We start from the raw sequence: 14,886 nt of genomic DNA, 5'->3' as shown, positions 1-14,886 counted from the left end.
GGCTAGGCCGAGGTTAGCCGCCCGACAAATCACATCATCACAGGGGTGACCACTCGCGGGTCAGATGTCCTGCCCGCCGTCGTCGCTGCTCCGGGGCAACGGGCTCTGGCTGCCCGGGCCGCCGCCCGACGGGGTGGGCGAGGGCTCCTGCGGTTCCGGCGACGTCGGCACGGGCGGCGGCGTCGGAACGAAGTTCGTGGCGGGGAGCGGCCGCGCCGGCTCCTGGTCCTCGTCGCCGCGGAAGACCAGCAGCCACAACATGACCATCATCAGCAGGGTCAGCGTGGCCAGCAGCGCCGAGGCGAGCACCACTTGACGCCGCGTACCGAGCGGCGGCGGAGGCGGGGGCGGCGGTCCGGGGAACGCGGGATTGCGGTCGCCCAGCCAGTGCGGCACGAACTCGGGCCCGTGCCGCTCGCCGATCAGGGTTCCCGACACCATCACCGGGTCGAGGAAGCGCTCGGCTCCCGGCCCACCCGGCACGTACGGCACGGCCACCCACGGCGCCCGCCCGTCGTGCATGGCCACGACCGGAGGCGCGTCGGGCAAGACCCGCCCGCGGACGCGGTGCAGCAGTGAGGCGCCCCAGCCGAGGACGCCCGCGCGAGGTTGCTCGGCGTCCCTGATGGCGGTGACGAACCGGTCCCTCGCGGCCGCGTCGAGCGCCGCGCCGCTGGTGAGCACGGCCACCGACACCGCGCGGCCGTCCGGGGCCTGCCCCAGGTAGACGAGCCCGGCCGGCGCCGTGCGCAGCCGTGCCTGCAACACAAAGGGCCCCAGGTGGGGCGGGTCGCCGTACTGCAGCGGAGTGACCATCACCCTCATGAAAACACACGCGCACGGGAGGTGCGTCGTTCCGCGGCCCGCACCCGGCGGCGCTCAGTGCCCGAGCAGTGCGTACAGCCCGCCGCAGACGCTCGCCAGGAACGCGAGCAGCGCGAGCGGGGCGGCGAGTGCGCCCGGGAAGGACATCCTGCGGGACCGAAGGCGGCTTCGATGAAGCGCGACGAGGCGCAGGGCCGCCATGTCGAGGTCTGCGGCGAGCTGGTCCTCGATCGTGGCGACGGCCTCTTCCGCCTGCATCGCCATGGTGCGCAGCCGCGTTCCCTCCATGTAGGTGGCGAAGGTGACGACCGCGCTCACAAGATCCACCGCAACCGCCGCGCCGTACAGGTGGGAGCTGAGCGCGGTGGCATACGCCGTCGTCAGCACCGCGGTCACGATCAGGAAGTAGTTGACCACCTGGGAGGCCATGGTGAGGTGGTACTCGTACCACCGCCACGCGTGGTCGAGAGCCAGCGTGAGCGCCCCGCGTTTGTCGTCCATCTCCGGCATAGAGCCACAATGGCCGCAAAATGCATGATCGTCCACGGTTGGGCCCATTGATTGGCGGGTCGCCGTACTGGGGAGCTGTGACCGTCGCTCTCAGGAAAGACAGCCGTTGGGGCGGTGTGTCGTTCCGCGGCCCGGCGGGCAAAAGGGAGAGAAATGGATTCTCCCGCCGAGTCACGATTGAATAACGTGCATGAGCGTTGCCGATGAACTCAGTGACCCGGAGCCGGGCAAGGCGATCGCGACCCAGGCGGACGCCGGGGCGGCGGACGTCGGGCTGCTCCGTGACGCCCTCGACGAGGTACGACGTGTGATCGTCGGCCAGGACCACATGGTGGAGCGGCTGCTGGTGGCCCTGCTGGCACGAGGGCACTGCCTCCTCGAAGGCGTGCCCGGCGTGGCCAAGACCCTCGCCGCCTCCACGCTGGCCACGGTCGTGGGCGGCACGTTCGCCCGGATCCAGTTCACCCCCGACCTCGTGCCGAGCGACATCGTCGGCACCCGCGTCTACCACCCGAGCACCGAACGGTTCGACATCGAGCTCGGGCCGGTGTTCGTCAACTTCCTGCTGGCCGACGAGATCAACCGCGCGCCGGCGAAGGTCCAGTCGGCCCTGCTCGAGGTCATGGCCGAGCGGCAGGTCACCCTGGCCGGCCGGACCCACCGCCTGCCGAGGCCGTTCATCGTGCTGGCGACGCAGAACCCCATCGAGTCCGAAGGCGTCTACCCGCTGCCCGAGGTGCAGCGCGACCGGTTCCTGTTCAAGGTCCGGGTCTCGCATCCGAGCGCCCACGAGGAGCTGGAGATCCTGCAGCGGATGAGCGTCCGCCCGCCGGTGGCCGGCCCGGTGCTCGATCCCGAGCGGCTGCTCCGGCTGCAGGAGATGGCCGAGGAGGTGTCGGTGCACCAGCTCGTCGCCGACTACGTCGTCCGGCTGGTCATGGCCACCCGCACGCCGTCCGATTACGGCCTGCGCGACCTGGAGGAGATCATCGAGATCGGCGTCAGCCCCCGGGCGACCCTGGGCCTGATCGCGGCCGGGCGTGCGCTCGCCCTCCTGCGGGGCCGCGACTACCTGCTGCCCGACGACGTCCGGGACGTCGCCGTCGACGTGATGTCGCACCGGCTGATGCTCACCTTCGACGCGCTGGCCGACGACGTCGACGCCGAGAGCGTGGTGCGCCAGATCCTGATGGCGGTGCCGCCGCCTCTCGTCGTGTGGAACAACCAGGGTCCCCGGTGATCGGCCGATGAGCCCGGCCACGCCGGACCAGGCGCTGCGGCGCCTGGAGCTCACCGTCGTGCGGCGGCTCGACGGCCTGCTGCACGGTGGCCACCAGGGGCTGATCCCGGGGCCGGGGAGCGAACTCGGCGACACCCGCGTCTACGTGCCGGGTGAGGACGACGTCCGCCGGATGGACTGGGCCGTCACCGCCCGCACCACCACCCCGCACGTGCGCGACCTCATCGCCGACCGGGAGCTGGAGACGTGGGCGCTGGCCGACCTGTCGGCCAGCATGGACTTCGGCACGGCCGACGTCGCCAAGCGCGACCTGGTCATCTCCGCCGTCGGCGCCATCGGGTTCCTGGCCAGCCGCGTCGGCGACCGGTTCGGCGCCTACATCCTGCACGGCGACGATGTCCACCGTTATCCGGCCCGCCCGGGACGGCCGCCGCTCTACGCGCTGCTGCACTCCCTCCTGAGCGCTCCGCCGTCCGGCGGCTCGGTCGAACTGGGCCCGGCGATCGAGATGATGGCCGCCGCCCACCGCAAGCGGGGGCTGCGCGTGATCGTCTCGGACTTCCTCGACGACCCGGACGGGTGGGAGCCCGCCCTGCGCCGGCTCGCCTCCCGCCACCAGGTGCTCGCCGTGGAGGTCATCGACCCGCGCGAACTCGAACTGCCCGACGTGGGCCTGATCACCCTCGCCGACCCCGAAACCGGGCGCAGCCGCGACATCTACCTGTCGCGGGAGATCCGGGAGAGATACGCCGCCGCGGCCGAGGCCCAGCGGGAGTCCAACCGGATCGCCCTGCGCCGCTGCGGCGCCGCCCACCTGGTCCTGCGCACCGACCGGGACTGGGTCTTCGACATCGCCCAGTTCGTCCTGCGGCAGCGGCGGACCGCGTACCTGATGCGCCGGAGTGCCTCCACCAGGGGAGCGGCGAAGTGATCTTCCTTTCTCCCGGCTGGCTCTGGTTGTTCACCCTGGTCGCGGCGCTCGCCGCCGGCTACGTGGTGGTGCAGCTGACCCGCCGCCGCTACGCGGTGCGCTTCACCAACCTGGCGTTGCTCTCGCTGGTCGCCCCCGAGCGCCCGGCCTGGCGCCGGCACGTGCCCGCGGCGCTGTTCCTGGTGATGCTGATCCTGCTCGTCTTCGGATCCGCCAGGCCCGCCGACGCCGTACGGGTGCCCCGCGACCGTGCGACCATCATCATCGCAGTGGACATCTCGTTGTCGATGGAGTCCGCGGACGTCCCGCCCACCCGCCTGATCGCCGCCAAGCAGGCCGCCCAGCAGTTCGTCGACGACCTGCCGGAGCGGTTCAACGTCGGCGTGGTGGCCTTCGCCAGGTCGGCGGCCGTGGTCATCTCCCCCACGACCGACCACGTGGCCGTCACCACCGCGATCTCCAACCTGACCACGCGGCCGGGCACCGCGATCGGCGAGGCCGTCTTCAACTCCCTCGACTCGATCCGGTCCTTCGACCAGCGGGCGGTCACCGACCCGCCCCCGTCCGCGATCGTGCTCCTGTCCGACGGGGACAACACCTCCGGCAGGTCGGTCAACGAGGCCATCGAGGCGTCCGTCGGCGCCAAGGTGCCGGTCTCGACCATCGCGTACGGCACGCCGGAGGGAACGGTGAACATCGACAACAGGCCGGTGCAGGTCCCGGTCAACAAGACGACGCTGAAGTCCTTGTCGGACGGAACGGGCGGCCGCGCCTACGCCGCGGAGTCGGGCAGCGAACTTCGGGACGTGTACTCCCAGATCGGCACGTCGCTCGGCTACCGCGTCGTCCACGAGGAGATCACTCAGCGGTTCCTCATCGGGGCGATCATCGCCGGCCTGCTCGTCGCCGCGTCGGCGATGCTCCTGGGCTCCCGCATACCGTAGCGGCCCGCACCGGTCACCCACACCGCTGTCCACAGGATGTCCACAGACCTGTGGACAGCGGCGACCGGCGATCACCGCTGCCAGGCGTTGGTACGTTTGTGCACGTGGCACATTACTTCGAGGAAAGCCCCCAGGCGGCCAGCCGTCCCGGCATGGTCAACCTGGTCCTCCCGGATCTGCATCTGCGGCTGGAGACCGACCGGGGCGTGTTCTCTCCCGACCGGGTCGACTCCGGCACGCGCGTGCTGCTGGAGACCGTGCCACCGCCGCCCGGGGAGGGTGACCTGCTCGACCTGGGCTGCGGGTACGGCCCGATCGCGCTGACCATGGCGTCCAGGGCGCCCGGCGCGACGGTCTGGGCCGTCGACGTCAACCGCCGTTCCGTGGAGCTCTGCAAGCGGAACGCCGAGAGCGCCGGCCTTGACAAAGTAAGGTCGCTCCATCCCGACGAGGTGCCGGACGACGTGCGGTTCCAGGCCATCTGGTCCAACCCCGCGATCCGCATCGGCAAGACGGCCCTCCACGAGATGCTCACGCGCTGGCTGGACCGCCTCGCGCCCGGCGGCTCGGCCTACCTGGTCGTCCAGAAGCACCTCGGCTCCGACTCCCTGCAGCGCTGGCTCGGCGAACAGGGCCGGCCGACCTCCCGGCTCGCCTCCCGCGCCGCCTACCGAATCCTGAAAGTGGACGCCCGATGAGCACGCCCAACCCCCGCAAACAACTGCGGCCGACCGATGTGAAGCGGCTGAACCGGAACTGGCGCCGCGCCACCACCGGCCGCATGGCGCTGATCCTGGAGTCGGTGACGAGTCCGTTCAACGTCGGCTCGATCTTCCGCAGCGCCGCGGCGTTCGGCGTGGACACGGTCTGGCTGGCCGGCAACGCCACCCCGCCGAGCAACCCCAAGGTGCAGAAGACCGCGCTCGGCACCGACCGCCTGGTCGAGTGGCACGAGCCCGTCCCCGTGGCCGACGCCGTCAAGGCCGCCAAGGAGGAGGGCTTCCGGGTCGTCGCCGTCGAGCTCACCGCCGACGCCGTTCCGCTGCACGCGTCCGACCTCAGCGGCGACGTCTGCCTGCTGGTCGGCAGCGAGGACCACGGCTGCTCCCCCGCCTCGCTGGAGGCCGCCGACGCCGTGGTCTACATCCCGCAAGTGGGCAGGGTCGGCTCGTTCAACGTGTCGGTCGCCGCCGCCATCGTGATCGCCGAGTCCAGACGCCAGGAATGGGCGTCGATGGAGGACTCGTGACGCAAATGTTCACTTCCGCTCGCTGACGGTCCGGCTCCGTAACCGGCATACTCCTCCTCGTGCAACGCCGCTATCCGTTCCTCGACCATCCCGGGCCGCTCGCCTTCGCGCACCGCGGCGGAGCGGCGGAGGGCCGTGAGAACACCATGGCCGCCTTCTCCCGGGCGGTCGACCTCGGCTACACCTACCTCGAGACCGACGCTCACGCGACGTCCGACGGGGTGCTGCTGGCGTTCCACGACCACACCCTCGACCGGGTCACCGACCGCAGGGGACGGATCTCCGCGCTGCCCTACCGGGAGATCGCCAAGGCGCGCATCGGCGGCAAGGACGAGATCCCGCTCATCGAGGACATGCTCGGCACCTGGCCGGACATCCGGCTGAACATCGACGTCAAGGAGAGCCCGGCCATCGTCCCGCTGGCCCGCGCGATCCGCAGGACCGGCGCCTACGACCGCGTCTGCCTCACCTCCTTCTCCGACCTGCGGCTCGAGCGGGCGCGCAGGGCCATGGGCCGCGACGTCTGCTCGGCCCTGGGGCCCCGCGGGATCGCCGCCCTGCGCGCTGCCGCGCTCGCCGGCGGCTACGGCCGTCTGCTCACCGGTCTCGCCCGCGCCGGCGTCCCCTGCGCCCAGGTCCCCATCGGGTTCCGCGGCCTGCGGGTCACCACCCGCGCCTTCGTCCGCACGGCCCATGCCATCGGCATGCAGGTGCACGTCTGGACGATCGACGACCCCGTCACGATGGAGGTCCTGCTCGACCTCGGCGTCGACGGCATCATGACCGACAACATCACCGGCCTGCGCGACGTGCTCGACAGACGTGGCCAGTGGCATCCCGGTACGGCCAGCAGTTAGGCGAGGAGACACGATGACCTCCCCCCCGGTCACCAAGGAAGACACACCCAAGGCGACGGGCCGCGAACGGCGCGGCTGGTATTGGTACGACTGGGCGAACTCCGCCTTCTACACGACGATCATCTCGGTGTTCCTCGGGCCGTATCTCATCCCGATCGCCAAGACCGCCGCCTGCGAGCAGGACTTCGCGTCCATGCCGGCCGACGCGTGCGCCCGGGACTTCGACACCCTGACGACCGGCCAACTCGGCTTCGTCGACGTCCTCGGCTTCGACATCCGCCCGGCGGCCTACTTCGGGCTGGTCCTCACCGTGTCGACGCTGCTGCAGATCGTCCTGCTGCCCATCATTGGCGCGCTGGCCGACCACACGGGACGCAAGAGACAACTGCTCGGCGGTTTCGCCTACGTGGGCGCCCTGGCGACCCTGGGGCTGTTCTTCCTCGAGGGGGACCGCTACCTGCTCGGCGGCGGGCTGTTCATCCTGGCCAACGTCGCCTACGGCGCCTCGATCGTCGTCTACGACTCCTTCCTGCCGCAGATCTCGACTCCCGCCGAACGGGACAAGGTCTCCTCCCGCGGCTGGGCGTTCGGCTACCTCGGCGGCTTCCTGCTGCTCGCCCTCAACCTGGTGCTCTACACCGGCCGCGACGGCTTCGGGGTCTCCGAGGGCATGGCCGTGCGCATCTGCATGATGTCGGCCGGCCTGTGGTGGGCCATCTTCACGATCATCCCGCTGCTCACCCTGCGCAACCGGCCCGTCCCCGCGCACGAGAGCACCGCGCTGCGTTCCGTCGGCGGCAGCTTCCGCCAGCTGGGCCGGACGATCTCCGAGTTACGCCGCTACCCCGGCACCCTGCTGTTCCTGGTCGCCTACCTGATCTACAACGACGGCGTGCAGACCGTCATCGGCAACTCGGCCCCGTACGCCTCAGAAGCCCTCAAGCTGGATAAGAACGTCCAGATTCAGGCCATCCTGATGGTCCAGTTCGTCGCCTTCGGCGGCGCGCTGCTGCTGGGCGCGCTCGCCCGCCGGTTCGGCACCAAACGCGTCGTGCTCGCCAGCCTGCTCGTGTGGACGGTGATCGTCGTCATGGCGGTCTTCCTGGCGGAGGGCGCGGAGCTCCAGTTCTACGGCCTGGCCTTCGCGATCGCGATCGTCCTGGGCGGCACGCAGGCGTTGTCCCGGTCGCTCTACTCCCACGTGATCCCCCGGGGCAAGGAGGCGGAGTACTTCAGCCTCCTGCAGATCAGCGACAAGGGGTCGGCGTTCATCGGCTCGCTGACCATCACGCTCGCGGTGCAGTTCACCAACAGCTACCGGATCGCGATCGTCTCGCTCGTGGTGTTCTTCGTGATCGGCTTCCTGATGCTCCTGGCGGTCAACCTGCCCAAAGCCATCCGCCAGGCGGGAAATGAGGTCCCGGAACACCTCTGAGGCAGGCGCGCCGGAAAAAGCGCGATTGGATCACGTCTCTGGTGGGAATCCACACACGGTATCAGGCGTTGTACGCGGTGGAGACAAACCCCTCTTATGGCGGGGACCTCAGGAGGCTTAGAACATGGGCGAGCGTGCACTTCGCGGTACCCGGCTCGGGGCGACCAGCTACGAGAACGACCGCAACACCGATCTGGCTCCGCGCCAGGAGGTGTCCTACACCTGCCCCAAGGGCCATCTCACCACCGTGCCCCTCGCCGCTGAGGCGGAGATCCCGACGAACTGGGAGTGCCGCAGCTGCGGTGCCCCGGCGCTTCGGGTGGACGCCGAGGAGCCCCAGCAGAAGAAGTCCAAGGCGCCACGTACGCACTGGGACATGCTTCTGGAGCGCCGCTCCATCGAGGACCTCGAAGAGGTCCTCAACGAGCGACTCGCGATTCTCAGGGCCCAGCGACGCAAGAGCGCGTAGACGGCAGGTAATGCAGACGCCCCCGGGTGGCCGACAGGCCGGCGGGGGCGTTCGTGTTGTCCGGGACGTTGCCCAGGCTGTCGTCCGGGCTCTCAGGCGCTCCTGATGCCCTCCTGAGGGCCCTGTGGCCCGTGTGTCAGGCGTCCCGGCGTCGCCGGGCCTCGCCGTCGACGACCTCGCCCTCGATCACTTCACCGTCGATCACTTCACCGTCGATCACGTGGCCGCGCACCGATCCGTCCCGCCTCGGGGCCTGTCCGTCCTGACCCGGGACCTGGCCCCCGGCGGTGAAGATCGGGCCGTACGGCGAGCGGGCCGCCAGCACCTGCACACGACGGCGAAGGAACCACGAGAGCCCGCGCCGGGCGATGGGCCGCGTGAACGGCAGGATGAGGATGAACCCCAGGATGTCGGTCAGGAACCCGGGGGTCAGCAGCAGCGCCCCTCCGGCGACGATCATCCCGCCGTCGGCCAGCTCACGATCCGGCATGCGGCCCGACTGGACGGCGCTCTGCAGTGCCGCCCACGCCCGCCGGCCCTCCCGGCGGACCAGCCAGGCCCCCAGGATGCTGTCCGCGATGAGCAGGGCCACCGTCTGCCAGCCGCCGATCACGGACCCGATCCGGATCAGCAACCAGATCTCCATGACGGGGACGACCAGGAAGGCCAGGAAGAGCCCGATACGCAACATCAACTTGCCTCACTCGCCGCGACAGCCGTATGAACCAGTCAACGCTCGCGTGGCGGTCCTGGTTCCTCGTAGGCCCGCGAGGGCTTACCGCCGCCTACGGCGAAGCCGCCCGGGCAGCCCGTCGACACCCCAGACGGCGACCCGCCAGAAGGCCTCCAGGATGATGGCGCGGCTCATCTTGCTCGTGCCGATCGTCCGCTCCACGAAGGTGATCGGCACTTCGGCCACCCGCAGGCCCTGCCGTACGGTCCGCAGGGTGAGGTCGACCTGGAAGCAGTACCCCTGGGACTCGACGTCGTCGATGCCGATCTTCTCCAGCGTGGAGGCCCGGTAGGCGCGGTACCCCGCCGTGGCGTCGCGCACCGGGATGCCCAGCATCCGCCGCACATAGATGTTGGCGCCCCGGGAGAGGATCTCGCGGGAAGCCGGCCAGTTGACGACCCGGCCGCCGCGCACCCAGCGCGAGCCGATCGCCAGGTCGGCCCCGCGTGCCACCCGGTTGAGCAGCTTGTGCAGCTCCTCCGGCTGGTGCGAGCCGTCGGCGTCCATCTCGACGAGCACGTCGTAGCCCTCGGCCAGACCCCACCGGAACCCGGCGATGTAGGCGGAGCCCAGGCCCTGCTTGCCGGGGCGGTGGAGGACGTGGATGTGGTCGTCCTGCTCGGCGAGCCGATCGGCGATCTCACCGGTGCCGTCAGGGCTGTTGTCGTCGGCGACGAGGAGGTGCACCTCCGGCAGGGCCTCGCGCAGCCTCCCGGCGATCAACGGCAGGTTCTCACGTTCGTTGTACGTGGGAACGATCACGAGAACCCGCCCGGGGGTCCGCTCCATCAGCTCTTCCTCCGTGCCGCAAAGGTCGCCGCCGCCACAGCTCCGGCCCCCATCAGTATCAAAATCCACTCCGGTAGCGCACCTACATCGGTGGCCAGCGTGTTCTCCGTCCGGACCGGCAATTTCACCACGTTCATCGCCGGAACGAGCTCACCGGTCCGCCACTCCACTTTGCCATCCGGCGCGACATACGCCGAGATGCCCGTCGTCGCGGCCGTCACGACGGCCCGGTTGTGCTCGACCGCCCGCAACTGCGACATGGCGAGCTGCTGGGCCGGGAGATTGGTGAGCGCGTAGGTGGCGTTGTTGGTCTGGACGACCAGCGGGCTCCCCCCGGCCTTCACGGTGCTCCGGACGTCGTCGTCGAAGGCCACCTCGTAACACTCCACGGTGCCGACGGTGACCGGTCCCATCCGCAGGGCCCCGGGGACGTCGCCCGCGACCGACTGGCGGCCGACCAGGTTCGCCCGCTTCGACAGGGCCAGCACGATGCTCTTGAACGGCGTGTACTCCCCGAACGGCACGAGCTTGCGCTTGTCGTAGTACGCGCCCGGGCCGGTGACGGGGTCCCACACCAGCCCTCTGGTCGCCCGGTTGGCGTCCCCGATGTTCACGACCGCCCCGACGAGGATCGGCACGCCCACGTCCTTGGCCGCGGAGTCGATGACCTCGCTCGCGAAGGCGCTGCGGTAGGGGTCGATGTCGGTCGAGTTCTCCGGCCAGACCACGATGTCCGGCTTGGGAAGCTTCCCCGCCCGTACGGCCTCGGCCATCTTGTGCGTCTCGTTCGCGTGGTTCTGGAGCACGACCGAGGGCTCGTCGCCGAGGAAGTCCATCCCACGGCCGGGCACGTTGCCCTGGATGATGCCGACGGTCACCGTCTTGCCCTCGTCGCCCGGTCGCGGCACCGCGAACCCCAGGGCCGGCACGGCCACCGCGGCGAGGAGCGTGCCGGCGACCAGGCGGTCCCGCCTGAAGCCGCGCGCGAGCCGGATGACCAGGTAGCAGATCAGGGCGCCGGACAGGGCCACCGCGAAGGTCACCAGCGGCGCGCCGCCGAGAGCGGCGTAGGGGGTGAACGGCGACTCGCCCTGGCTGAAGGCCAGCCGCGCCCAGGGGAAACCCCCGACGGGGAAGCGGCCGCGCCCCCATTCCTGGGCCACCCACAGGCAGGCCACCCACAACGGCCACAGGCGCAGGCGCATCACGAAGACGGCCAGGCATGCCAGGGCCGCCCAGTAGAGGCTCTCGATCCCCGCCAGGGCCGCCCAGGCGTCATCCCCGATGGGGCGCACCCAGGCCAGGGCGGGCAGCAGGAACGCGAGGCCTCCCGCGTACCCCAGCCAGGCGGCCCGGCGCACGCCGGTGCCGTACAGGGCGAGTGCGAGGAGCGCGACGCCGGGCGGCGCGAGAAACCACAGTCCGATCGGGGGAAACGCCAGGTACAGCACGAGGCCGCCCGCGATCGACGCTCCGAGACGGACCAGCGGATGCCCCACCGGCAGCGGAGTGCGCCTCGCGGATGCGGGGGGCGGTGCCTCGTCCTTGACTTCCAATGCCACGGGGCGGTGTCTCCTCCGCGTGAGTGTGCCCTCCCGGCGCCGGTGCGCGGACGCGAAGTCCCAGACCGGCCAGTGCGGACAGCTTCCCAGATCCCGCTGAACAGCGCCAATTCGAGAGGCCGATTTCAGCCGGGCCGATTCGGGGCCGAAGCCCTCGAGATGGGCGGGCTCTCCGGTCCGGCGCCTCTGGGCGCTCACGGACGGACCTGGCCGGCCGCCACGGCCGAATGTGATCCTTGAGTCCCTCGCGGAGGACCCAAGGACCACCTGGCGTGTCTCCACGCACGGTTTCGCCGCGCACGGCGGAAGGGGGCCCGGACGGCCCTTCGGACCGGTTCTCGTCCCGTCGGCGGCGGGCGCGGAGTTCCGTTGTCTACTGGGTGTCCGGACCCCTCCCCGGGTCCAACCCCCCGGCCGGTTGGGGTGCCCCGACTCGACGGAACGCCGACCTGCGCCTGGCTGTGCAGACGGAGTCACGCTCCGTCACGGACGCAGAATCCGGTGATGTCTTGAGACGGCCAACCGGTCAGTCCCGTGCTGGACTGCGCAGCAAACTACCGACCTCAGCGCAGATGTCAACCGTGTCCCGATCAGCGAAAATACCAAGTTTTCGCAGGTAGGACACGCTTCGCGAGCGGTGTCGATCCAGGGTCATCCAGTGATGTCCCCCACATCGTGCGACCTCCCGCTATTCCCCCATCACCGGGCCCGCTGATCAAGGAGCGTCAAAACGGCTGGCAGTCCGCCGGTGTAGATCACGCCAAGCCGTCGCGTGGCTCGGGTCAGCGCCACATAAAGATCGCTTGGGCCGCGCGAGGACTCGCGTAGAATCCGTTCGGGCTCGACGACGATCACGGCGTCGAACTCCAGGCCTTTGGCGTCCGCGACCGACATGACCGAGACGGGCGCGTCGAGTGCCGCCGGGCCCGCGCCGGTCACCGCGCCGGGGACCTGCGCCGCGACGGCCGCGCCGAGACGGGCCTCCTCCGAGGACGGTACGATCACGACGAGCCGGCCGCCTTCGACGACCTCGTCCTGGACGACGGGACCCAGGTCGGCGGCGAGGTCGTCCACCCGCGTGGCCCAGGGTCGCTCGCCGGTCTCCCGTACCGACTCCGGCGCCTTGAGGTCCGGTCCCACGAGCTCCAGCACCCGCGAGGCGACCTCCATCAGCTCGGCGGGCGTGCGGTAGTTCACGCTGAGCGCCGCCTCTCGCCAGCGGTCCTGGAGATACGGCTCGAGCACCCGGCCCCAGCTGGCCGCGCCCGCCGCCGACCCCGTCTGGGCGATGTCGCCGACGATGGTCATCGACCTCGTCGGGCAGCGGCGCATGACGGCCCGCCAGGCCATCTCCGACAGCTCCTGGGCCTCGTCCACGATCACGTGGCCGTAGGCCCAGGTGCGGTCTCCCGCGGCGCGTTCCGCCGTCGTCAGGTAGACCTCGTCGGCCTGCTGGCGCTCGGCGAAACGCTCGGCGTCCATGATGTCGGCCATGCCGGTCAGCTCCAGGACCTCCCTGGCGTAGGCGATGCGATCCTCACGCTCCTGCTCGGCGCGGCGGGCGGCCCTGAGCACGCCCTCGTCGATCTCGCCGAGTAGCTCGGCGGCCTCGTCCAGGAGCGGCACGTCGGCCGCGCTCCACCAGCTCTCTCCCGGCCGGGGCGGTTCCCGCAGGAGCAGGGTCTGCTCCTCGGGCGACAGGCCGGCCTCGGCCATCCGCTCCTTGGAGGTGTACAGGCCGATCAGCAACTGCTGCGGCGTGAGGTACGGCCAGAGCCGGTTGAGCGCGGCCCGGACGGGTTCCTCCGTGCGCAGATCCTCCCGGAGCTCGGCGAAGTCGGCGTCGTCGAGCATGCTCCGGCCGAGATGCCGGGCGGCCTGCCTGGTCAGGACGTTCAGCAGGTGCCGGACGAACACGGCCCGCGCCTGGTTGTGCGCCTTGCGGGAGCGGACCGCCCGCGACCGGGCGGCGTCGAAGGTCTGCCGGTCGAGCTTGAGCGTGAACTTGTCGAGCTTGATCTCCAGTGGCTTCCTCGGCACGCGTTGCCGCTCGCGTACGGCTCTGGCGATCACGTCGACCATCCGGATCGACCCCTTGACGACCGCCGCCCCGGGCGTGTCCTGGCGGGTGCCCTTCACCCCGGGGTAGAGCTCGCCCACGGTGGACAGCAGCACGTCGGTCTCGCCCAGCGAGGGGAGCACCTGCTCGATGTAGCGCACGAAGGTCGGGTTCGGCCCGATGATCAGGACTCCCCTCCGTTCCAGGCGCTCGCGGTAGGTGTAGAGCAGGTAGGCCGCCCGGTGCAGGGCCACGACCGTCTTACCGGTCCCCGGTCCGCCCTGGACGACGAGCACCCCGTTCAGCTCGCTTCGGATGATCTTGTCCTGCTCGGACTGGATCGTCGCCACGATGTCGCGCATGCGGCCGGTGCGCTTCTCCCCGAGCGCGGCGAGCAGGGCCGCCTCGCCGTTCAGCGAGGCCCGGTCGGCTTCGCTCAGGCCGTCGAGGTCGAGGAGGTCGTCGTCCACCCCCGTGACGACGCGGCCTCTGGTGTGGAGGTGGCGGCGCCGCGTGACGCCCATCGGGGCCGCCGGAGTCGCCCGGTAGAAGGGCTGCGCGACGGGCGCCCGCCAGTCGATCAGCAGGCGCTGCTGGTCGTCGTCGGAGAGCCCGAGGCGGCCGATGTAGAGGCGGGTCTCGTCGGCGTGGTCGAGACGGCCAAAGCACAGGCTGTTCTCCACCGCCCACAGCCGGGCGAGCCGCTGCGCGTACATACCGGCGAAGGAGTCGCGCTCGGACCGGTTCTGATGGGTGCCCGTGGCCCCCTGGGCCAGCACGCCGTCGAGCTGTCCGCGCGTGCGCACCCGCAACACGTCGAGGCGCTCATAGAGCGCGGCGACGTACTTCTGCTCCCGGGCCAGCTCGCCCGCCGTTGACTCAGACATAGGCCGCCAGATTCTACGTCGCCTCTCCCCCCACCCGTCAGCCAAGGGGCGTGATCATGCACAAGTCGTGATCATGCACAAGTTCGGAAAGAGGTGGCGCGACCTGCGGCCTTCCCCGCCGTGATCATGCACAGATTCGCGCGCGGCCGCGGTGACCTGCGCATACATTCCGCGTGATCATGCACAGGTTCGTGATCAATGCCTCTGACCTGCTGCGATTGTATTCGTGATCTGGCACTCAGCGACGCCCTGCATGATCACGTACGGCGAAGCCGCAGGTGGGGCGGTAGAACGACGAAAGTGTGCATGATCACGGATCGCGAAGCGGCCGGTCAGCGGTGGTTTTCCCGAACCTGTGCATGATCACGGCGGGGGGTGGGGCCGGTCAGGGGGGAC

14 protein-coding genes are annotated in these 14,886 nt (G+C 70.3%); 8 read left to right on the top strand and 6 right to left on the bottom strand.

The window, feature by feature from the left end; translation table 11 throughout:
• Positions 1-60: 60 nt before the first annotated feature.
• Positions 61-816: a hypothetical protein gene (locus tag Psi02_RS27725; protein ID WP_203978613.1), complete on the bottom strand. Its 756-nt coding sequence runs from the start codon at positions 814-816 to the stop codon at positions 61-63.
• A gap of 63 nt (positions 817-879) precedes the next feature.
• Positions 880-1,335: a hypothetical protein gene (locus Psi02_RS27720; RefSeq protein ID WP_203978612.1), complete on the bottom strand. Its 456-nt coding sequence runs from the start codon at positions 1,333-1,335 to the stop codon at positions 880-882.
• Between the two features lie 190 nt (positions 1,336-1,525).
• Here Psi02_RS27720 and Psi02_RS27715 point away from each other — a divergent pair, with 190 nt between their 5' ends.
• From Psi02_RS27715 to Psi02_RS27680, 8 genes are all read left to right on the top strand, one after another.
• Complete coding sequence (locus tag Psi02_RS27715) at positions 1,526-2,575, top strand: AAA family ATPase (RefSeq protein ID WP_203978611.1); 1,050 nt, start codon at positions 1,526-1,528, stop codon at positions 2,573-2,575.
• Between the two features lie 7 nt (positions 2,576-2,582).
• Positions 2,583-3,506 carry a DUF58 domain-containing protein gene (locus tag Psi02_RS27710; RefSeq protein ID WP_203978610.1) on the top strand — a complete coding sequence of 308 codons (924 nt, stop codon included), beginning with the start codon at positions 2,583-2,585 and terminating at the stop codon, positions 3,504-3,506.
• Positions 3,503-4,450 (top strand): VWA domain-containing protein, encoded by a 948-nt coding sequence (locus tag Psi02_RS27705; protein ID WP_203978609.1) that lies wholly within the window; start codon positions 3,503-3,505, stop codon positions 4,448-4,450. The genes Psi02_RS27710 and Psi02_RS27705 overlap by 4 nt, the downstream gene beginning before the upstream one ends.
• A 152-nt stretch (positions 4,451-4,602) precedes the next feature.
• Positions 4,603-5,148 (top strand): class I SAM-dependent methyltransferase, encoded by a 546-nt coding sequence (locus Psi02_RS27700; RefSeq protein ID WP_203978849.1) that lies wholly within the window; start codon positions 4,603-4,605, stop codon positions 5,146-5,148.
• Positions 5,145-5,699, top strand: a complete 555-nt coding sequence (locus tag Psi02_RS27695) for a TrmH family RNA methyltransferase (protein ID WP_203978608.1) — start codon at positions 5,145-5,147, stop codon at positions 5,697-5,699. The genes Psi02_RS27700 and Psi02_RS27695 overlap by 4 nt, the downstream gene beginning before the upstream one ends.
• Positions 5,700-5,758: 59 nt before the next feature.
• Positions 5,759-6,556, top strand: coding sequence for a glycerophosphodiester phosphodiesterase family protein (locus tag Psi02_RS27690; protein ID WP_203978607.1), 798 nt, complete (start codon positions 5,759-5,761; stop codon positions 6,554-6,556).
• 13 nt (positions 6,557-6,569) lie between these two features.
• The gene (locus tag Psi02_RS27685; RefSeq protein ID WP_203978606.1) at positions 6,570-7,991 is read left to right on the top strand and encodes an MFS transporter; all 1,422 of its coding nucleotides are present in this window, start codon (positions 6,570-6,572) and stop codon (positions 7,989-7,991) included.
• A 124-nt stretch (positions 7,992-8,115) separates the two neighbouring features.
• Complete coding sequence (locus tag Psi02_RS27680; protein WP_203882305.1) at positions 8,116-8,460, top strand: RNA polymerase-binding protein RbpA; 345 nt, start codon at positions 8,116-8,118, stop codon at positions 8,458-8,460.
• A gap of 136 nt (positions 8,461-8,596) precedes the next feature.
• On the opposite strand, the gene Psi02_RS27675 is transcribed toward Psi02_RS27680, so the two are convergent.
• The 4 genes from Psi02_RS27675 to Psi02_RS27660 form a co-directional block, all read right to left on the bottom strand.
• Positions 8,597-9,151: an FxsA family protein gene (locus Psi02_RS27675; protein ID WP_239095205.1), complete on the bottom strand. Its 555-nt coding sequence runs from the start codon at positions 9,149-9,151 to the stop codon at positions 8,597-8,599.
• Positions 9,152-9,235: 84 nt separating this feature from the next.
• On the bottom strand, positions 9,236-9,982 hold the full coding sequence (locus Psi02_RS27670) for a polyprenol monophosphomannose synthase (RefSeq protein ID WP_203978605.1): 747 nt from the start codon (positions 9,980-9,982) through the stop codon (positions 9,236-9,238).
• Entirely contained in the window at positions 9,982-11,544 is a 1,563-nt protein-coding gene (gene lnt / locus Psi02_RS27665) for an apolipoprotein N-acyltransferase (protein WP_239095204.1), read from the bottom strand. The genes Psi02_RS27670 and lnt overlap by 1 nt, the downstream gene beginning before the upstream one ends.
• A 699-nt stretch (positions 11,545-12,243) precedes the next feature.
• Complete coding sequence (locus Psi02_RS27660) at positions 12,244-14,490, bottom strand: HelD family protein (RefSeq protein ID WP_203978604.1); 2,247 nt, start codon at positions 14,488-14,490, stop codon at positions 12,244-12,246.
• Positions 14,491-14,886: the final 396 nt, after the last annotated feature.

This window comes from Planotetraspora silvatica, assembly GCF_016863315.1.
Taxonomy (GTDB): Bacteria; Actinomycetota; Actinomycetes; order Streptosporangiales; family Streptosporangiaceae; genus Planotetraspora; species Planotetraspora silvatica.
This window is presented reverse-complemented; position numbering and strand designations above follow the sequence as displayed.